Source organism: Cryptosporangium minutisporangium (assembly GCF_039536245.1).
Classification (GTDB): Bacteria; Actinomycetota; Actinomycetes; order Mycobacteriales; family Cryptosporangiaceae; genus Cryptosporangium; species Cryptosporangium minutisporangium.
In genome coordinates, this window is sequence record NZ_BAAAYN010000031.1 from 89,292 (window position 1) to 108,547 (window position 19,256).

General features: G+C 70.5%; 19 protein-coding genes. 10 read left to right on the forward strand and 9 right to left on the reverse strand.

Annotation, left to right across the window (positions count from 1 at the left end; genetic code table 11):
• From ABEB28_RS24330 to ABEB28_RS24345, 4 genes are all read left to right on the forward strand, one after another.
• Positions 1-349 (forward strand): FMN-binding protein (locus ABEB28_RS24330; RefSeq protein WP_345730505.1); only part of this gene is annotated, 349 nt, incomplete at its 5' end.
• Positions 350-471: 122 nt separating this feature from the next.
• Positions 472-1,197 (forward strand): FAD:protein FMN transferase, encoded by a 726-nt coding sequence (locus tag ABEB28_RS24335; RefSeq protein ID WP_345730506.1) that lies wholly within the window; start codon positions 472-474, stop codon positions 1,195-1,197.
• Positions 1,198-1,282: 85 nt separating this feature from the next.
• Entirely contained in the window at positions 1,283-2,530 is a 1,248-nt protein-coding gene (locus ABEB28_RS24340; RefSeq protein WP_345730507.1) for a sensor histidine kinase, read from the forward strand.
• A complete protein-coding gene (locus ABEB28_RS24345; RefSeq protein WP_345730508.1) occupies positions 2,527-3,210 on the forward strand; it encodes a response regulator in 684 nt (227 codons plus the stop codon). Before ABEB28_RS24340 ends, ABEB28_RS24345 begins: the two co-directional genes overlap by 4 nt.
• Positions 3,211-3,219: 9 nt before the next feature.
• Here ABEB28_RS24345 and ABEB28_RS24350 read toward each other — a convergent pair whose 3' ends face one another.
• Complete coding sequence (locus ABEB28_RS24350; RefSeq protein ID WP_345730509.1) at positions 3,220-4,212, reverse strand: helix-turn-helix transcriptional regulator; 993 nt, start codon at positions 4,210-4,212, stop codon at positions 3,220-3,222.
• Between the two features lie 74 nt (positions 4,213-4,286).
• Between ABEB28_RS24350 and ABEB28_RS24355 the strand changes: the two genes are divergently transcribed.
• Both ABEB28_RS24355 and ABEB28_RS24360 read left to right on the forward strand, forming a co-directional pair.
• Complete coding sequence (locus ABEB28_RS24355; RefSeq protein ID WP_345730566.1) at positions 4,287-5,282, forward strand: ATP-binding cassette domain-containing protein; 996 nt, start codon at positions 4,287-4,289, stop codon at positions 5,280-5,282.
• On the forward strand, positions 5,279-6,031 hold the full coding sequence (locus tag ABEB28_RS24360; RefSeq protein ID WP_345730510.1) for an ABC transporter permease: 753 nt from the start codon (positions 5,279-5,281) through the stop codon (positions 6,029-6,031). Before ABEB28_RS24355 ends, ABEB28_RS24360 begins: the two co-directional genes overlap by 4 nt.
• Positions 6,032-6,081: 50 nt before the next feature.
• Here the strand turns inward: ABEB28_RS24360 and ABEB28_RS24365 are convergent, their stop codons facing one another.
• The 4 genes from ABEB28_RS24365 to ABEB28_RS24380 form a co-directional block, all read right to left on the reverse strand.
• On the reverse strand, positions 6,082-6,906 hold the full coding sequence (locus tag ABEB28_RS24365) for an SDR family oxidoreductase (RefSeq protein ID WP_345730511.1): 825 nt from the start codon (positions 6,904-6,906) through the stop codon (positions 6,082-6,084).
• 130 nt (positions 6,907-7,036) lie between these two features.
• Positions 7,037-7,945 (reverse strand): hypothetical protein, encoded by a 909-nt coding sequence (locus tag ABEB28_RS24370; protein WP_345730512.1) that lies wholly within the window; start codon positions 7,943-7,945, stop codon positions 7,037-7,039.
• On the reverse strand, positions 7,942-8,532 hold the full coding sequence (locus tag ABEB28_RS24375; RefSeq protein WP_376980733.1) for an RNA polymerase sigma factor: 591 nt from the start codon (positions 8,530-8,532) through the stop codon (positions 7,942-7,944). The genes ABEB28_RS24370 and ABEB28_RS24375 overlap by 4 nt, the downstream gene beginning before the upstream one ends.
• Before the next feature lie 43 nt (positions 8,533-8,575).
• Entirely contained in the window at positions 8,576-10,486 is a 1,911-nt protein-coding gene (locus ABEB28_RS24380) for a diguanylate cyclase domain-containing protein (protein WP_345730513.1), read from the reverse strand.
• 274 nt (positions 10,487-10,760) lie between these two features.
• On the opposite strand from ABEB28_RS24380, the gene ABEB28_RS24385 reads away from it, so the two are divergent.
• Positions 10,761-11,945, forward strand: a complete 1,185-nt coding sequence (locus ABEB28_RS24385) for a zinc-dependent alcohol dehydrogenase (RefSeq protein ID WP_345730514.1) — start codon at positions 10,761-10,763, stop codon at positions 11,943-11,945.
• Between the two features lie 78 nt (positions 11,946-12,023).
• Here the strand turns inward: ABEB28_RS24385 and ABEB28_RS24390 are convergent, their stop codons facing one another.
• Together ABEB28_RS24390 and ABEB28_RS24395 are read right to left on the reverse strand one after the other, a co-directional pair.
• The gene (locus ABEB28_RS24390) at positions 12,024-12,836 is read right to left on the reverse strand and encodes an SDR family NAD(P)-dependent oxidoreductase (RefSeq protein WP_345730515.1); all 813 of its coding nucleotides are present in this window, start codon (positions 12,834-12,836) and stop codon (positions 12,024-12,026) included.
• A gap of 82 nt (positions 12,837-12,918) precedes the next feature.
• The gene (locus ABEB28_RS24395) at positions 12,919-13,704 is read right to left on the reverse strand and encodes a CAP domain-containing protein (protein ID WP_345730516.1); all 786 of its coding nucleotides are present in this window, start codon (positions 13,702-13,704) and stop codon (positions 12,919-12,921) included.
• A 385-nt stretch (positions 13,705-14,089) separates the two neighbouring features.
• On the opposite strand from ABEB28_RS24395, the gene ABEB28_RS24400 reads away from it, so the two are divergent.
• Genes ABEB28_RS24400 through ABEB28_RS24410 form a run of 3 tightly spaced genes read left to right on the forward strand, consistent with a single transcriptional unit; the run spans position 14,090 to position 18,050 of the window.
• Positions 14,090-15,097, forward strand: a complete 1,008-nt coding sequence (locus ABEB28_RS24400) for a quaternary amine ABC transporter ATP-binding protein (RefSeq protein ID WP_345730568.1) — start codon at positions 14,090-14,092, stop codon at positions 15,095-15,097.
• Positions 15,094-17,067, forward strand: a complete 1,974-nt coding sequence (locus tag ABEB28_RS24405) for an ABC transporter permease (protein WP_376980731.1) — start codon at positions 15,094-15,096, stop codon at positions 17,065-17,067. Before ABEB28_RS24400 ends, ABEB28_RS24405 begins: the two co-directional genes overlap by 4 nt.
• Positions 17,068-17,123: 56 nt before the next feature.
• Entirely contained in the window at positions 17,124-18,050 is a 927-nt protein-coding gene (locus ABEB28_RS24410; protein ID WP_345730517.1) for an ABC transporter substrate-binding protein, read from the forward strand.
• Between the two features lie 46 nt (positions 18,051-18,096).
• On the opposite strand, the gene ABEB28_RS24415 is transcribed toward ABEB28_RS24410, so the two are convergent.
• On the reverse strand, positions 18,097-18,729 hold the full coding sequence (locus ABEB28_RS24415; protein WP_345730518.1) for a hypothetical protein: 633 nt from the start codon (positions 18,727-18,729) through the stop codon (positions 18,097-18,099).
• Entirely contained in the window at positions 18,726-19,214 is a 489-nt protein-coding gene (locus ABEB28_RS24420) for a MarR family winged helix-turn-helix transcriptional regulator (protein WP_345730519.1), read from the reverse strand. Before ABEB28_RS24420 ends, ABEB28_RS24415 begins: the two co-directional genes overlap by 4 nt.
• Between the last annotated feature and the right edge of the window lie 42 nt (positions 19,215-19,256).

A 19,256-nucleotide genomic window follows, 5' to 3' on the forward strand; every position in this document is an offset into this window, starting at 1 on the left:
GGGGGCCCCCCCCGACCCCACGGCCCCGGCCGACGCTCCCGCGGGCGACGCCCCGGCGGCCGACGCCGGCCCGGCGAAGACGGCGACCGGGAAGCTCGCCACCAACCAGTACGAGTCGCTCCAGGTCAAGGTCACGGTCTCCGGCACCAAGATCACCAAGGTCGAGATCGCCGCGCTGAACCCCAAGGACAAGAAGTCGGAGCAGATCGCGACCGGCGCGCTTCCCAAGCTCCAGCAGGCGACGCTCGATGCCAACAGCGCCGACGTCGACACGGTGTCCGGCGCGACGTACACGACGAAGAGTTACAAGGAGTCACTGCAGAGCGCCCTCGACGAGGCGGGCCTGTGATGCTCACCGCCGCCGCTCCCGCCAGCCCGGCCCTCCTGGCGACGCTGGCGCCGGCCGACCGACGGGGGATCCCCGCCGAAGGCGGCCAAGTCCCTTCTCCCGCGCGTCGCGTGGAGGAGTGCATGGGGACGGTGTTCTCGCTCGACGTCCGCGGGGCCGGCGTTCCGGCGCACGTGCTGGACGCCGCGATCGAGTGGCTGCACTGGGTCGACCGCACGTTCTCCACCTACCAGCCGGACAGCGTCGTCTCCCGGCTGAGCCGCGGCGAACTGACCGCCGACGAGTGCCCGGCCGAGGTGCGCGAGGTGCTCGGACTGGTGCGGGCAGCGTCGGCGGCCAGCGACGGCTACTTCTCCGAGGCGCCGCACGGATTCCTCGACCCCACCGGCATCGTCAAGGGCTGGGCCGTCGAGCGGGCCAGTGATCTGCTGGTCGCGGCCGGATCTACCAGCCACGTCGTGAACGGCGGCGGCGACGTCCAGGTGGTCGGCGAGGCCGCCGCCGGGCGTCCGTGGCGGGTCGGGGTCGCGCACCCGGTGCGTCCGCGCCAACTGGTCGCGGTGGTCAGCGCCCACGACGCCGCGGTCGCGACGTCGGGCACCGCCGAGCGCGGGCGGCACATCGTCGACCCGCTCCGGGGCGTGCCCGCCGACGGTCTGGCGAGCGTCACCGTGGTGGGTCCCCGGCTGGCCTGGGTCGACGCGGTGGCGACGGCGGCGTTCGCGATGGGGCTGGAGCGGGGCCTGGCTTGGGTGGAGCGCTTGCCCGACCTGGAGGCGCTCGCGGTCACCCCGAACGGTCGCACCCACCACACCAGTGGCTTCCTGCAGTGGGGCGCGCTCACCTAGCGTCTTGACCCGTCCGACGGGAGTGGGGGCGGACTTCGACCTTCGTCGGTATCGACGTGCCCGACCCCCGACCTAGCCTGACGCCATGACAGCCACCGACTGCGCCGACGTCGGCCACGCCTGGGGTCGCGGACGCGGCCCCGGACTACCGGTCGAAGCCACCATCGTCGTCGCGCTGACCCTCCTGGTCGGCGCGACGATCTACGGCCTCCCCACCGAGGCCCAGCAGCTACTCGTCCTCGACGTGCTCGTCGGCGTGCTCGGCTTGGCCTTGGTGCCGGTGCTGCTGCGCTGGCCGGTGCCGGCCGCGATCGCGCTGACCGTGCTGGCCGTGATCTCTCCGGCGGCGACGCCGACCGCGTCGGCCGCGGCGATGCACGTCGCTGAGTGCCGCCCGTTCCGGCTGGCCGCGTTGATCGGGACGGCGGGGGTCGCGGCGCAGGCGGTCCAGGGTGCGTGGCGCCCGCACGGGGGCCTCGGTTACCTGTGGTGGCTCGTGCTGATCACGGCCGCGTACGCCGCTCTGGTCGGCTGGGGAACGGTGGCGCGGATCCGCCGGGAGTTGGTGGCCTCGCTGCGCGAGCGGGCGCGGCGGGCCGAGGCCGACCAGGAGCGGCGGGTGGCGGAGGCCCGGCTGGCCGAGCGCACCCGGATCGCACGGGAGATGCACGACGTGCTCGCACACCGTCTCACGCTGCTGGCCACGTACGCCGGTGCGCTGGAGTACCGCCCGGATGCCGCACCGGAGAAGCTCTCGGCGGCGGCCGGGGTCGTCCGGGCCGGCGTCCACGAAGCCTTGGACGAACTGCGTCAGGTGATCACCGTGCTGCGCGACGACGATCCGGTCGGCGAGGTCGAGACCCGGCCGCAACCCGGCCTGCACGACCTCGACCGACTGGTCGACGAGTCCCGGGACGCCGGCACCCCGGTCGCCTTCGACAACCACCTCGGGGACGGCCGGCTGCCGGCGGCCACCGGCCGGACCGCCTACCGCATCGTCCAGGAAGGCCTGACGAACGCTCGGAAGCACGCGCCGGGAGCGCCGGTCACCGCCGTGCTCGACGGAGCGCCGGGGGAGGGGCTCCGGATCGAGCTGCGCAACCCGGTTCCGGTACGGACGCCCGCGGCGGCGCTGCCCGGCGCGGGGCAGGGGTTGCTCGGCTTGACCGAACGGGTCCACCTGGCCGGCGGCGAGCTGGAGCACGGCTCCGGCCCGGACGGGGACTTCCGGCTGCGGGTCTGGTTGCCGTGGCCGGTGAATTCTTTTCGACCGACCGCTGCGGACGGTGTTCGACCTGCGCGGATACCTGAGGTTGAAAAGAGTTCAGCGTGACGCCTACCGAGGCCTCGCGCCCTCCGGTCCGCGTCCTGATCGTGGACGACGACGCGATGGTCCGGGCCGGGCTGACGCTGATGCTCGACGGTGTCGCCCGGGAGGGCCGCACGATCGCCGTGGTCGGGGCGGTCGGGGACGGCGCCGACGTGCCGGAGGCGGTGAGCGCGCACTCGCCGGACGTCGTCCTGATGGACATCCGGATGCCGGGGGTGGACGGGGTGACCGCGACCCGGCGGCTGCGGCGTCGGCCGGAACCGCCGGAGGTGGTCGTGCTGACCACGTTCGACACCGACGAGCACGTGCTGCAAGCGCTCCGGGCGGGCGCCGGCGGCTTCCTGCTGAAGGACACCCCGCCCGATCAGCTGGTGGACGCCGTCCTCCGGGTCGCGGCCGGCGACCCGATGCTCTCCCCGCAGGTCACCCGCAAGTTGATCGACCGGGTCGCGGTCGAGGCCGGGGCGTTCGAACGGGCGCGGGCGGCGCTGGACGGGCTGAGTCCGCGCGAGCACGACATCGTGCTCGCGGTGGCGACCGGCAAGACGAACGCACAGATCGCGGCCGAGCTGTACGTCAGCGTGGCGACGGTGAAGTCGCACCTGACCCGGGTGCTGGTGAAGCTGGGCCTCGACAACCGAACCCAGGTAGCCCTGCTGGCCCACGACGCCGGCCTCGCCTGACGCCCTCCGCTACGCCGCCGGGCCGGCCGAACGGTTCGCCGTTGCGTTGGCCGACGCCGCCCGGGAGTAGCGCTCGCCGGTGGCGCGGAGCAAATCGACGAACTCGGGCGGGCCGAGCACCTCGAACTCGCCGCCGAGCCACCCCAGCGTCGCGACCGGCCACTCGAGGTAGTCGCTCCGGATCACGACCCGGCACGTCCCCGGCTCGACCTCCGTCACGTCGGCCTCGCGACCGAACGCCATCCGCACCGCGTCCTCCGGCGAGTGCACGACGACCTCGATCGTGTACCGGTGCGGCCGCTCGTTCAGCCGTCGCCGGACGAACGCCGCGGCGTCGTCGGCGGGCAGGTCACGCTGCCGGAACCGGGCGCCGGTCGGCCGTGGGTCGACCAGCCGGTCGACGCGGAACGTCCGCCAGTCGCCGCGCTCGGTGTCCCAGGCCACGAGGTACCAGCGGCGACCGAGCGAGACCAGCCGGTGCGGCTCCACCAGCCGGGTGGTGGGTTCTCGTCCGCGCGCGGTGTACTCGAACCGCAGCCGCTCGTCGTCCCGGCACGCGCTCGCGATCACCGCGAGCGCCTCCGCATCCACCACCGGTCCACCGGTGAAGACGCCCGGCACGGTGTACGAGCGCAGTGCCTCGACGCGGCGCCGGAGCCGGGGCGGCATCACCTGGATGACCTTCGTCAGCGCGCGGACCGATGTCTCCTCGATGCCCTCGACCGCACCTCCCGCCGCCGTCCGGAGCCCCACCGCGATCGCGACCGCCTCCTCGTCGTCGAGCAGCAGTGGTGGCATCGCGGTACCCGACCGCAGCTGGTAACCGCCGGCCACGCCCCGGCTCGCGTCGACGGGGTAGCCCAGCTCGCGCAGTCGGTCGACGTCGCGGCGCAAGGTGCGCTCGCTGACCCCCAGACGATCGGCCAGATCGCCGCCGGGCCAGTACCGATGCGTCTGGAGGAGGGACAGCAGCCGGAGGGTTCGCTCACTCGTGTTCGCCATGAATTTACGTTCCCTCGAATTGAGGTCAGAAACTGGCCGGAATCGTTTCTACCGTAGATCCCATGACGACGACGATGATCCAAACCAGCGATCTGACCAGGAACTTCGTGGTCAAGAAGCAGACGGTGGAAGCGGTCCGCGGCCTGAACCTGGAGGTTCGACCGGGTGAGCTCGTCGCGCTGCTCGGTCCGAACGGGGCCGGCAAGTCGACCACGCTCCGGATGCTCACCACGCTGCTCAGCCCGACCGCGGGTACCGCCGAGGTCGCCGGGTTCGACGTGGCGCGTCACCCCCGCGAGGTACGGAAGCGGATCGGATACATCGGCCAGGGCAACGGCGCCGGTCACAGCCAGCGCGGCCGGGACGAGCTGATCAGTCAGGGCCGCGCCTACGGACTCGACCGGGCCGCCGCACGGCGTCGTGCGAACGAGCTGGTCGAGACGCTCGGCCTGGAGGCGGTCGCCGACCGGGTCGTCTCCTCGCTCTCCGGCGGTCAGCGGCGCCGGCTCGACATCGCGATGGGGCTGATCCACACGCCGCCGCTGCTCTTCCTCGACGAGCCGTCCACCGGCCTCGACCCGCAGAACCGGGTGAACCTGCAGGAGCACATCCAGCGGCTGCACGACGAGCACGGGACGACGATGGTGCTCACCACGCATTACCTGGAAGAAGCCGACCAGCTGGCGGAGCGGATCGTGGTGATCGACCACGGGAAGCTGATCGCCGACGACACCCCGCAGCGGCTGAAGTCCGAGCACGTCGGTGACCGGATCGCGCTCACGTTCGACAGCGAGGCGTCGGCGACGCGCGGCGTCGAGCGGTGCGTGAGCCTCGTCGCCGGTGCCCGCATCGAGCGGGAGGGCGCGGACCTCACGATCCGCGTTCCGGAGGGCACGCACCTGGTGCCGAAGCTGCTGCGCTGCCTGGACGAGGCGGACGCACCGGTGATCAGCGTCGAGGTGAAGCGGCCGACGCTCGACGACGTCTTCCTCGAACTGACCGGACGAAGCCTGCGCGAGGGCACCGTCGCGACCGACACCACTTCGACCGAGCAGGAGGTCGTGGCATGAGCACGCTCGTCCGGGACACCACCGTTGTCTTCAGCCGCGAGCTGCGTCCGCAGTTGCGCAGCCCGTTCTCGCTCATCTTCACGATGGTCCAGCCGCTGTTCTTCCTGGCGCTGTTCGCGCCGTTGCTGCCCGACGTCGTCGGTGAAGGGTCGCCCCTGCAGTGGTTCGTGCCCGGCATCGTCGTGATGTCGTGCCTGTTCGGGACGTCGGTCACCGGGTCGAATCTGCAGCTGGAGATGCAGACCGGATCGCACGAGCGGATGCTGGTCTCGCCACTGAGCCGGTCGTCGCTGCTGATCGGGCGGGCGCTCAAGGAGATCGTCCCGATGCTGGCGCAGACCGTGGTGATCATTCTGGCGACGATTCCGTTCGGGTTCCGGCTGCACCCCGTCGGGGTCGTGGTCGGGCTGCTGATCCTGTCGGTGTTCTGCGTCGGGCTGGGGGCGCTCTCGTACTCGTTGGCTCTGATCAGCGAGGGCCAGGAGTGGATCTTCTGGACGGTGCAGCAGACGTTGCTCTTCCCGCTGCTGCTGATCGCCGGCATCCTGCTTCCGATCGACAACGGCCCGGGGTGGCTCAAGGCGCTCTCGCACGTGAACCCGCTGACCTACCTGGTCGACGCCGAGCGTGTGCTGTTCCAGGGCGAGGTCTGGAACAGCACGGTCGCGGCCGGGCTGGTCGCGGCGATCGTGACCGGCGTCTTCGGCCTCTGGGTCGGCGTCCGAACGGTCAACCGCAACGCGTCCTGATCCCCTACCTCGCTGCGCCCGCTACCTCCGGGTGGCGGGCGCAGCGTGCGTCAGCCCTGGGCGGCCTCGGAGATCGGCTGCCACTCGTTCCACTCGGCGAGGCGTGACTCGTAGTCCGCGGTCGCGATCGCCAGCGGCGCACTCCCGAAGAAGACCCGCAGCGGCGGCTTCGCCGCATCCACCACCCGGAGGATCGCGGACCGGCTCGCTTCCGGGTTGCCGCGCGACGCCTGCCGCTTGGCCCGGCTCGCCGCGGCCAGTTCCCGGACGCCGTCGTACGCCGGTAGCGGCGTGGCGTGGGCAGCGGACGTGCCGGCCCAGTCGGTGTCGTACGCGGCCGGCTCGACCAGGGTCACGTGGATGCCGAGCGGAGCCACCTCTTGGGCGAGCGCCTGGCTGAACCCCTCCAGCGCCCACTTCGACGCGTTGTAGATACCGATGTTCGCGAACGCCGAGATGCCGCCGATCGACGACACCTGGATGAGGTGGCCGCTGCCTTGTTCACGGAGGTACGGCAACGCGGCCTGGGTCACCCAGAGCGCACCGAAGACGTTCGTCTCGAACTGCGCCCGGGCCTCCGCCTCGGAGATCTCCTCGATCATCCCGAACTGCCCGTAGCCCGCGTTGTTGACGACGACGTCGAGGCGTCCGAAGTGGTGGTGCGCCTTCCGGACCGTCTCGAACGAGGCGTCCCGGTCGGTGACGTCCAGCGTGAGCGGCAGCACCGCGTCGCCGTACTTCGCGACGAGGTCGTCGAGCGACGATGCGTTCCGCGCTGTCGCCGCTACCCGATCGCCACGATCGAGCGCGGCGATGGCCCACTCGCGGCCGAAGCCGCGGGACGTGCCGGTGATGAACCAGACCTTCGACGCCATGCCGACGCCTCCTTCGCGAGCGATCCCGGTCGCTCCGACCGTATCCCCGCGCCGCGGTACCTGCCGATGACGGCAAGTGGACGCTACCGCCTCCGCCGTAGCGTCCACTTGCCGTCGTAGCGGTGACGGCCTACGGCCATGCCACCGCGGGGGCGCAGTTGGTCATGTCGCCGGGTAGGTCGCTGTTCTGGATGACCTGCCCGTCCGGCGTCTTGATGCACTCGGGGAAGTCGGGAGCCGGCAATTCCTTGCCGGCGGCGTCGTAGGCCCGCACCTTCGGCTGCGCCTCCCGGACCTGCCCCGGCGACGTCGGCTCCGCCGCGGGCTTGGGCTTGGTGTACTCGACCTGCGCCACGAACGTGCCGTTGGACAGTTGCGCCTCGGTGCTCGTTCCGGCGATCTCGACGACGATGCGCGTGACGTCCTTGGACATCCGCCCGGCGAGCGTGTGCTCGACCCTCCAGGAGCCGTCCGAGGCCCGACCACTCTCGCTCGCCTGCACGTCCAGCCGGTACGGCGACGGGATCCAGCGCATCGACGGCACCGGCCCGCCACCGGCGTTGTACGCCATCACGTCGCCACCGACGGTGCAGTAGAGGTAGAGCTCCTCGGTGTAGATCAGCGCGAACCCGTCGGAGGCGTCCCCGACCAGGTTGTAGAGCTTCGCACCCTTCACCCGGGCTTTCTCCTCCGGCGTACCGCCCAGCCCGTACGAGGCCACGCACCCCGGCACGATCGACTCCATGTTCCCGGTCGGCTTCTCCACCGATCGGGACGGTGAGGGGGTCGGCGAGACCTGCGACGGCGAGGCCGACGGCGCACTCGACCCGGCTGGGACGACCTCGTCCCGTTCGCCGCCCTGCAGAACCCCGACCACGACGCCGAGCGTCACGACCACGGCGGCGGCCGCCGCGACCGGGGCGAGCCACCGCCGCCGCGTGGCCTTGGCCCCGTTCACCACCTGCTCGACCAGCGCTGCCTCGATCTCACGAGCCCGGTACGGGGGGAGGTCCCGCTCCGGGGGAAGCTGAATACTCATCGTTCCTCCTGCACGGACGGGCGGACGTTGGTCACGGGGAAGTGGGCGGTGAGGCGGGCCCGGGCCCGGCTCACCCGGGCCCGGATGCTGCTCTCGGCCAGCCCCAGTGCTTGGGCGGCGTCCGCGTAGGAGACGCCGGACCAGAGACAGAGGGCCAGCGCTTCGCGCTCGGCGCGGGGCAGTCCGCGGACGACTTGGAGCACCTCGACCATCTGTCGCTCGTCGTCGAGGCGCGCGGCGACGTCGTCCGCGTGGTCGACCTCCGGCGGATCGGCGGACAGCCGTCCGGTCAGCGCCAGCCGGCGCCGGACCGAGCGTTGCTGGTGCTGGCTGACGTTCGTGGCGACGGCGAGCAGCCAGGGGAGCGCCGAGTCGCGGGCGAGCCGAACCTCGTCGCGGCGACGCCAGGCCGTCAGGAACGTGACCGAGGTGGCGTCCTCAGCCACCGACCACGACCCGGTGAGCCGGAAACAGTGGTTGTACACCGCCCGGGAGTGCCGCCGGAACAGCGCGCCGAAGGCCTCGCCGTCGCGCTGTGCGGCGTCCGCCCATAACTGGCGGTCCGTCCGTTCGTCGGAGATCGTCACACCCCGTCCGTCGCCGGCACCGCGGAGAGTGTTGCGTCCGCGATCAGTCTGGCCGTCGCCGGCCGCTCATGGTCAGGTCCGGTGGGCGGTCCCGGCGTTTCACCGCGTACATCTCCGCGTCCGCGAGCCGGAGGAGAGCCTCCGGGTCGCTGGCGCTGCCCACCGCCACGCCGATGCTGGCGCCGACGTTGAGCAGCAGCGACCCGACCGCGATCGGGTCGGCAAGCACCGAGCGGATCCGGCCGGCGAGACGCTGCGCCGCGTCCAGCGTCGCACCGGGCACGAGCACGGCGAATTCGTCCCCACCCAGCCGGGCGGCGGTATCGGTCGGGCGCACGCTGCGGCGGATCCGCTCGGCGACGGCCACCAGCACCGCGTCCCCGACGTGGTGGCCGTGCGTGTCGTTGATCGGTTTGAACCCGTCCAGGTCGATCGAGAGCAGCGCGATGCGGTCGCCGTCCGGTCCGGCGTCCGGACGCGCGGCCGCGGCCAGCCGCTCGGTGAACAGCCGCCGGTTCGCCAGCTGGGTGAGCACGTCGTGATCGGCCTGGTGCCGCAGCTGATCCTGCAGCTCGCGGGCCTCGGTGACGTCCCGGCAGTTCGAGACGATGCCGCGGATCGCGGGCACGTGCAGCAGGTTCGTGTTGACGCTGTCCAGCCACCGCCAACCCCGCTCGGCGGTCATCAGCCGGACCTGGATGGTCCAGGCCTTGCCGGGCGTCGCGCGCAGTTCCAACCAGCCCGGGCCGAGGCGCTGCATGTCGTCGGGGTGCATGTGGTCGCGGAGGCGCACCCCGATGAGCTCATCCGGACGCAGGCCCAGCACCCGTTCGGCCGCGGGTGAGGCGTACGTGATGACGTTCTGCTCGTCCATCACCAGCGTGAGGTCGGACGAGTGGGCCACCAGCGAGCTGAACCACTCCTTCTGCTGCCGCTGCTCCAGCAGGCTGTGGTCGAGCTCTTCGATCAGCCGCGCGTTCTCGCTGACCGACAACAGCTGGCGGACGACGACCAAGCCGGTGGTCAGCGCCGTCGCGACCAGCATTCCCCAGGCCCGCAGGTCCAGCTCGAAGTCGATCAGTAGGGCGGCGACCAGGAGGAGCTGGACGATGCCGACGACCGCGTACGGCAGCAGGCTGTACGGGCGGCGCCGCGTCTCCCGCCGGGACGCCGGGTCGAGGCCGAGCCGCAGCACCTCCAGCCGGGGACCGGCGGCGATCAGCAGGGTCGGCAGCAGCTGGAGCGCGAGCGAAGCCCGGTCGCTGAGCGACGCCGCGTAGATCGGCACCACCGCGGTCTGGCCGACCTGGACGATCCCCGCCGCGATCATCGTGGCCGCGGCCGGACGCGAGACCGGGCTGTGCCCGCTGAGCACCAGTTTGACCGCGAGGAACCCGACCAGCATGACGCCGGCCCCGATCACCAGGCCGCTCACCACACCGCTGCTGCTCGCGGACGCCGCCCGGGGGTCGGTGAGCAGGAACCAGACGATCGCGCCTGCCCCGGCGAAGACGATCGCGGCGTCCAGCAGGAATCGGCGCCGGGCGGCACCCGACCCGATCAGAGCCGGGAAGCCGACCAGTGCCACGACGATCGCGGTCTGGCCGAACGCGAAACACGTGAGCTGGACCAGCCCGGGCTCGGTCGTCTCCAGGCCGACCAGGCCCTGCAGCGTGCGCAGGACGTCCGCGGTCATGAACGCCGCGGCGGCCAGCGTGAAGAGGCGCCAGAACCGGTGCGCGAGCGCCTCGCCCCTGTTGTACCGGGCGAGATAGCGGGCGCTGAGGAAGAACAGCAGGTCACCCGGGAACTGCACGGCCCAGAACACGGTCGTGCGCCCGGGCTCCGCGGGCCGGCCGAAGATCAACCAGGCGGCGACCAGGAGGTACCCACCGACGAGCGCCAGCAGAGCGCGGTCCGTGCAGGCGGCCCTGAGCAACGCATGACGGTGCATGCCGCTCTCCTCCGCGAGCCGGATCCGGTTTCTTCCTGATCGGCATCCGGCCGAGCCTGCTGAGGGCCAGCGGCGTTCTGCTCAGCCGACGTGGTGACACCGATGGAACGAAGTGACGCTGGAACGGTACTCCGCGTAGTCGAGAGAACAACGGTGACGCGTGGGGCGAAGGTGCCGCGCTGCGCGGGTCGGCCGAGTGAGCGGGCATAGGTGGCACCGGAGCGGGCATCACCGCGTGGGTCCGAGATTCGACAGCGTCGCGGAAGGGGCAATAATGCGCGCTTTGACCTGGCAAGGCACCGAGAAGGTATCGGTGGAGACGGTCCCGGACCCCGAGATCCGCGAGCCGACGGACGCGATCGTCCGGATGACCTCCACCGCCATCTGCGGCTCCGACCTGCACCTTTACGACGTCCTCGGGATGTACATCGACTCGGGAGACATCCTCGGCCACGAACCGATGGGCATCGTCGAGGAGGTCGGCTCCGAGGTCACCCACATCAAGCCCGGCGACCGGGTCGTCATCCCGTTCAACATCTCCTGCGGGCACTGCTGGATGTGCAGCCGCGGTTTCTACGCCCAGTGCGAGACCACCCAGAACACCGAGCAGGGCAAGGGTGCCTCCCTGTTCGGCTACACCAAGCTCTACGGGCAGGTTCCCGGAGCGCAGGCCGAGTACCTCCGCGTGCCGCAGGCCCAGTTCGGTCCGATCAAGGTGCCGACCGAGCACCCGGACGAGCGGTTCCTCTACCTCTCCGACGTGCTCACGACGTCCTGGCAGGCCGTGCGGTACGCCGACACCAAGCCCGGCGACTCGATCGCGGTCATCGGGCTCGGACCGATCGGGCAGATGTCGGCCCGGGTCGCGCGCTACCTCGGTGCGCAGCAGGTCATCGCGGTGGACAGCGTCCCCGAGCGCTTGGAGATGGCACGCCGGCACGGTATCGAGGTGATCGACACCCGCGACTGCGACGACGTCCCGGCAGCGATCGCCGACCTCACCGACGGACGCGGAGCGGACGGCGTCATCGAAGCGGTGGGCATGGAGGCGCACGGCACGCCGTTCCAGGAGTTCGCGCAGCGTGCGGCCGGTCTGCTCCCGGACGCGCTGGCCAAGACGGCGATCGACAAGGCCGGCGTCGACCGGATGGCGGCGCTGCGGACGGCGTTCGCGAGCGTCCGACGCGCCGGCACGATCTCGATCATCGGCGTCTACGGGGGTCAGGCCGACCCGTTCCCGATGATGGACCTGTTCGACAAGGGCGTGACCATGCGGATGGGCCAGGCGCACGTCAAGCGCTGGGTCGACGAGATCATGCCCGCGCTGACCGGTGACGACGATCCGCTGGGCACCGAGGACCTGCGGACGCACGCGCTCCCGCTGGAGCAGGCCCCGCAGGCGTACGACATGTTCAAGGACAAGAAGGACGGCTGCATCAAGGTCGTCCTCAAGCCCTGACGGACGCGGAACGGCCCGGCCGCGAAGGCCGGGCCGTTCGTCGTGCGGGCCGTTCGTCGTGCGGGCCGTTCGTCGTGCTCAGTTCTCGGCGGAGCCGGGCTCGGCCATCCGGCGGTGCATCTCCGCCTTCAGCCGATCCGGCATGACCTTCGCCGCGGCTTCCTGAGCCTTGGTCGAGAGCGACGCCGCGACCACCCGCGGTTCGTCCTTCATCAGCGCCTCGAAGCCCTGCTTCGCGACGTCGGCGGGGTCGTCCTTGCTGTCGCTCGCGCCGACCCTGGTGTCCAGCATGTCGGCACGTTCGAAGAACTTCGTGTCGGTGGGCCCGGGCATCAGGGACGTGATCGTCACGCCGGTGTCGTTCAGCTCGGCCTGCAGCGCCTCCGCGAACGACTGCACGAATGACTTCGAGGCGTTGTACACCGCCTGGTACGTCCCCGGCATCGTCGAGGCGATCGAAGACGTGAACAGCACCCGGCCCTCGTTGCGTCGCACCATGTCGGGCAGGACCCGCTTGGCCAGGTGCACGGTCGAGCGGACGTTGACGTCGATGATCTCCAGCTCGTCCCGGAGATCGGTCTGCCGCACGAAGTCACCGCCGGCCCCGCGTCCGGCGTTCAGCGCGATGGCGTCCACCGGCCGGCCGGTGGCCTCGATCGCCTGGTAGAGCTGCTCGACGCCGGCCGCCGTGCCGAGGTCGACCTGGACCGCCTCCACCGTGTGGTGGGCATCCCGCCGCAGGTCGATCGCCGCGACCGCGATGTCCTCGTCCTCCGCGGCCAGCAGCAAGTCGAACCCGTGTGCGGCGAATTGTCTGGCCAGCTCGTATCCGATTCCGCTCGACGCGCCGGTCACCACGGCGAACGGGTTACCGCTGGGGGTTGTCGTCATCTGCGCTACCTCCTCGGCGACGACCGCGGACGTTCCCCACGGCGGTGCCCGGAGATCGGTGACCTATACCTCCGCGCCAGCGTCAGTTCGCGAAGTCGTGGGTCAACCAGACGGTGCCGTCGGCGTCCCGAATGACGTCGATGCCGATCCGGGACAGCGCCGGATTCAAGATGTTCTTCCGGTGACCGTCCTCCGGCGGGACCTCGGCCAGCATGCTGTTGGTCAAGCCGACCGCCATGTTCGCCTGGTCGCCCTCGTTGTCGCCGACCGGCCCGCCCATGCCGACGTTCTCCGCGACCGACGACCAGTTCACGCCCTGCGCGCTGATCCGGTCGCCGAGGCCGGCCTCTCCGCCGCACTGGTGCGAGAGCCCGCATCCGTCGGCCATCCGCAGGTTGTGCGCGTGGGCGGCGGCCACCAGCGGTGCGCTCATCCGTAACGGACCGGCGCCCACCTCGGCGCGGGCGGCGTTGATCCGGGCGAGAACCTGCTCCTCGGCCGCTCCGGTGTTCGCGGCCGGTGCGCTGGTCTTCCGGCGCGGCGACGGGGACGCGTTGCTCGGCTTCGGGCTGGACTGTCGTCCGCCGGCGGCCTGCGGGGAGCCGCCGGGTAAGCGGGGACGGGTGGACGCGTCCGGCTGGGCCGACGCCGAACTCGACGGGTCGGCCGAGGGCGTCGGGGCGGTAGGCGGCTCGAACGTCTCCGCAGCCGTGATCGCCGCGCTGTCACCGGTAGGGCCGGCCGCGCTCACCATGCCGGCGACGGCGACACCAGCGGTCGCGGTAGCGGCGATGACCACGACCCCACCCACCCAGAGTTGGAGACGGGCAGGGGCGGATCGACGGCGGCGCACGACCAACAGCCTCACGGGTCACAGGGGCCCCGTCAGCGTCGTTCATCCGCCTTTAAGACGACGTTGCGGCCCGCCTAATCCGGTGCGCAGATCGCCGCGCCGGAGGAGACGAGGGCTGGCGAAATACCCAGCCTGAAACGTTAGTGCCGTTAACTTTCTCTTTCGCCGTCCGGAGTCTTGACACCCGCCACCGCGGCGCAAGAACCTGTGTTGCACTCAGTGCGTTTTATTGCATGATGCGCAACGAGTTCCGCCGAGGTTCCATCGCACTGGTCAGCGTGGCCGCTGTACCGATCAGCGTGTGTACCGATCAGCGTGAGGAGCCAGAGACGTGACGGCATCCACGGCAGAAGCGTCCACGTCCCCGCCGGTCGCGGAGAGCGCCAGCACCGGGGCCGACATCAGCGTCCGGCACCTCTGGAAGGTATTCGGCCCGAAGGCCGAGCGGGTACCCGCGGACCCCGAGCTGGCCGCAATGCCGCGCGCCGAACTCAAGGAGAAGACCGGGTGCCTCGCCGCGGTCTGCGACCTCAGCTTCGACGTCGAACCCGGCCAGGTCTTCGTCGTGATGGGACTCTCCGGATCCGGCAAGTCGACGCTGGTCCGCTGCCTGACCCGGCTGATCGAGCCGACCGCGGGCGAGCTGCTGTTCCAGGGACAGAACCTGCGCGACGCCGACGACAAGGCGCTCCGCGAACTACGCCGGCACCGGGTGTCGATGGTGTTCCAGCACTTCGGGCTGTTGCCGCACCGACGCGTCATCGACAACGTCGCCTACGGCCTGGAGATCCGCGGTGAGAAGAAGGCGTCGCGGCTCGCCAGGGCGCAGGAGGTCATCGATCTGGTCGGCCTGACCGGCTTCGAGAAGTCGCTGCCGCGCCAGCTCTCCGGCGGAATGCAGCAGCGCGTCGGGCTGGCCAGGGCGCTCGCCGGGGACCCGAGCGTCCTGCTGTTCGACGAGCCGTTCTCCGCCCTCGACCCGTTGATCCGCCGGGACATGCAGAACGAGGTCATTCGCCTGCACCGCGAGGTCGGCAAGACGATGGTGTTCATCACCCACGACCTGTCCGAGGCGCTGAAGCTCGGCGACCGGATTTTGATCATGCGCGACGGCCGTCAGGTGCAGGTGGGAACCGGCGCGGAGCTGGTGGGGGAACCCGCCGACGACTACGTCCGCGACTTCGTCCAGGAAGTACCGAAGGCCAACGTCCTGACGCTGCGCTGGATCATGCGGTCACCGCACCCGGACGAGCCGCTCGACGGCCCCGAACTCGGGCCGGACGTTCTGGTCAAGGACGCGGTGCGAGCGGTGCTGGAGGCGTCGGCGCCGGTACAGGTCGTGGCGGACGGCGAGCTGGTCGGCGTCGTCGGCGACGCGGAGGTGCTCCGCGTGGTGGCCGAGTCGTGAGCGTCGCGTTACCCCGTTCCCGGGTGGCGGTGCGACTCAACCGCGGCTGGGCGACCGTCGGCATCCTCGCGGTCTGGCTGGTCGGCTACGGCCTGTTCCGCGGCGAGCAGACGCTTGCGCTGGCGCCGGCCGACGTCACCGACTTCCACACCCGGCTGAACGAGCTGAACGACTCGATCGGCGCCGACCGTAACTCGAACCCGCTGTTCCTCTACTTCTTCAACGAGATCAAGGTCGGCATCGACCAGATCGTCGTGTTCCTGCAGGGCCTGATCGCGCAGCCGGTCGGCGACCGCCCGCTGCCCTACCTCGGCTGGCTCGGCGTCGTCGCGCTCGGGACGTACGCGGCCTGGGCGTTCGGTCACTGGCGCGTGGCGCTGCTGACCCTGGTCGGCCTCCTGTTCCTCGGGACCCAGGGTCTCTGGCAGGAGGCCATGGACACCCTGGCCCTGACGATCACCGCGGTGCTGCTCGCGCTGCTGATCGGCATTCCGCTCGGCGTCTGGGCCGGTCTGTCCGACCGGTTCAACACCGCCGTCACGCCGGCGCTCGACCTGATGCAGACGATGCCGACGTTCGTCTACTTGGCGCCGCTGACCCTGCTGTTCCTGATCGGACCGGCCGCCGCCACGATCGCGACGCTGATCTACGCGGTGCCACCGGTGATCCGGCTGACCGCACACGGCATCCGCGAGGTCCCCACCGACAGCGTCGAAGCCGGCAAATCGCTCGGCTCCACGCGAGGGCAGCTACTGCGCAAGGTCCTGCTCCCGATGGCGAAGCCCACCATCGTCATCGGCATCAACCAGACGATCATGGCCGCGCTCTCGATGGTGACGATCGCCGCGCTGATCGACGCGCCGGGGCTGGGCCAGGTCGTCATCCGCGCGCTGCAGACGCTCGACGTCGGCACCGCGTTCAACGCCGGCCTGTCGATCGTCGTCCTGGCCGTGATCCTCGACCGGGTCACCACGGCGGCGAGCGTCCGGGTGGAGCAGCAGCGGGCGACCGGCCTGGAGCCGTCGCCGCTACGCCGGTACGGGCTGGTCGGCGGTGGGGTGGCCGCGGTGGTCTGCGCGTACCTCTCCTACACCTACCTGTGGGCGGCGGAGTTCCCGTCCAGCCCGGACTTCGGCGGTCCGATCAGCCGGACCGCCACCGCGGTGAGTGACTGGTGCCAGCTGCATCTGTCCGGGCTCACCGGTGCGGCGAAGGACGGATTCACCGTCGGGGTGATCGACCCTCTGGAGGCGTTGCTGTCCGGCTCGCCCTGGTGGCTGGTGGTTTTCGCGGTCACCGCGCTCGCGTACGTGCTGGGCACCTGGCGGACCGCGTTGCTCGCGCTGGTCCTGCTGGTCCTGCTGGTCGGTACCGGCGTCTGGTCGGACGCGATGGTGACGCTCGCCGCGACGTTGGTCGCCACCGTCGTCGTGACGCTGCTCGGATTGCTGGTCGGCATCTGGATGGCGCGGAGCGACCGGGCAGACGCGCTCATCCGGCCGGTGCTGGACGCCGCCCAGACCATGCCCGCGTTCGTCTACCTGGTCCCGTTCCTCGCGCTGTTCGCACCGAGCCGGTTCACCGCGATCGTGGCCGCGATCGTCTACGCCGCGCCGGTGACCATCAAGATCATCGCGGACAGCATCCGGGCCGTCTCGCCGACCACAGTGGAAGCGGCCACGGCGGTCGGGTCCAGCTCGTGGCAGACGATCACCAAGGTCCAGATCCCGATGGCGCGGCCCGGGATCACGCTCGCGGTCAACCAAGGGCTGATCTACGTGCTGGCGATGGTCGTCGTCGGTGGCCTGGTCGGCGCTGGGGCGCTGGGCTACGACGTCGTCGCCGGGTTCGTCCAAGTGAGCCTGTTCGGCAAGGGACTGGCCGCCGGCCTCGCGATCGTCCTGCTCGGCATCCTGCTCGATCGCATCACTCGAGCCGCGGCACGGGAACGCTCGTTACCAACCCCCTAGGAGCAGCAGTGACCTCATCCTCCAGAAGACTGAAATTCGTTGCTCCGCTCGTGGTGTTGCTGTTGGCTTCCGCGGCCTGCGGCGGTGCCAAGGTCGGTGAGGACTCCGATAGTGACGCCGGGAGCAGCGGCAAGTGCGGGACGGTCAACCTCGCGATCAACCCGTGGGTCGGCTACGAGGCGAACGCCGCCGTCGTCGCGTACGTCGCGGAGAACGAACTCGGCTGCAAGGTCGTCAAGAAGAACCTGCTGGAGCAGGTCTCCTGGCAAGGCTTCTCGACCGGCGTCGTCGACGTGATCATCGAGAACTGGGGCCACGACGACCTGGTCAAGAAGTACATCACCGACGAGAAGGTCGCGGTGGACGCCGGTCCGACCGGCAACAAGGGCGAGATCGGCTGGTACGTGCCGCCGTGGCTGGCGAAGGCGCACCCGGACGTCCTGGAGTGGAAGAACCTCAACAAGTACGCGTCGCAGTTCCGGACGTCGGAGTCCGGCGGCAAGGGTCAGCTGCTCGACGGTGACCCGTCCTACGTCACCAACGACGCCGCGCTCGTGCAGAACCTCAAGCTGAACTTCAAGGTGGTCTACTCCGGGTCGGAGACCGCCCTGATCACCGCTCTGCGCCAGGCGGAGCAGCAGAAGAAGTGGCTGCTGACGTACTTCTACTCCCCGCAGTGGTTCCTCAACGAGGTCCCGGCGGTGAAGGTGAAGCTGCCCCCGTACACGCCGGGTTGTGACGCCGACCCGAAGAAGGTCGCGTGCGACTACCCCTCGTACGACCTGAACAAGATCGTCGCGAAGAAGTTCGCCGACTCGGGGAGCCCGGCGTACACCCTGGTGAAGAACTTCACCTGGACGAACGAGGACCAGAACGAGGTCGCGAAGTCGATCGCGGTGGACAAGATGTCCGCCGAGGCCGCGGCGAAGGAGTGGGTGGAGGCCAACCAGGACAAGGTCGACGCCTGGCTCAAGGGCGTCTGACGCTCCCCTGATCGCCCCCCCGCCCCAGCCGGGGCGGGGCGGCGGGTCAGGAGATGGCGGCGTGGGCGGCGACGTGTTCCTTCGCGCGGGCGACGAGAGCGCGCGGGTCGTCAGTGAAGAAGCTGACCGCGACGATGTCGCGTTCGCCGCGGGGCGTCCGGACGCGGGTCGGACGGCGGAGGACGGCGTGCACGTTGGTTTCTCCGCCGACCCCGACTTGGAGGGCGGTGCCCCGCTCGGTCTCCGTCTCGTGCAGCGTGCGCATCGAAGACGGAAGCTCGGACTTGGTCACGGTGACGCGCTCGACGACGTCCCACGGCACGACCAGGTCGATCGAACCGCCGTGCCGCACCCGGAGCGCGGACGGCGTCAGCAGATGCGGGTACACCCGCATCCCACCCAGGAACCCGAGCATCCAGACCAGGCCCCAGAGGCCGAGAACGTCGGCGGCCAGCCTGATCCCCTCCCAGGGAAGCAGGAAGTGCACGACCACGGTCTCCACCGCGGACGCGACGATCCACAGCGACAGCACCGGCGTGATCAGCTGCGCGTAACCGAACGGCTCGATGCTCTCCCCGCGGACGTCCGGCCGCCGGAAGACCCACCGCGCGAGGTTGCGGTAGATCCGGACCTCGAACAGCACGGCTCGGCGGGCCAGCGAGAACAGTCGGTTCGTCATGGACGTCCTCCTTCGTCGGGAGAAGCCGTGGCGGTGGGTTCGGCGTCGGCCACGAGTGCGCGGAGTCGTTCGAGCACGCCGGACAGGCTCGTCAGGAACAGCGCCAACTCCTCCGCCGGCATGGGGCCGAACAGCTGATCGGCGAGCTCGTGCTGTCCCTGCTGGAACGCGTCGACGATCGCGGCGCCGTGCTCGGTGACCGTGACGAGCGTGGCGCGCCGGTCGTCTGGGTGCGGTGCGCGCGTCACGAACCCGGTGGCGACCAGCCCGTCGACCAGCCCGGTGATGTTCCGGGCGCTGACGTTCAGCGCCTCGGCCAGGCTGCGCTGCGTGCTGGGCCCCTGCTGTCCGAGGACCCACAGGAGGTGCGCGCGGGGCTCGGTCAGGTGGTCACGCGCGAGGCTCCGCGTCATGTCCTGGTTCAGCAGAACGGTGAGTTCCAGCACGAGGTCGAGCGCCGTGACGGTCGGTTTCGGGGGCGCCATATAGTGAATGTACTTCACTATTACCTGACTTCACAGAGTGGA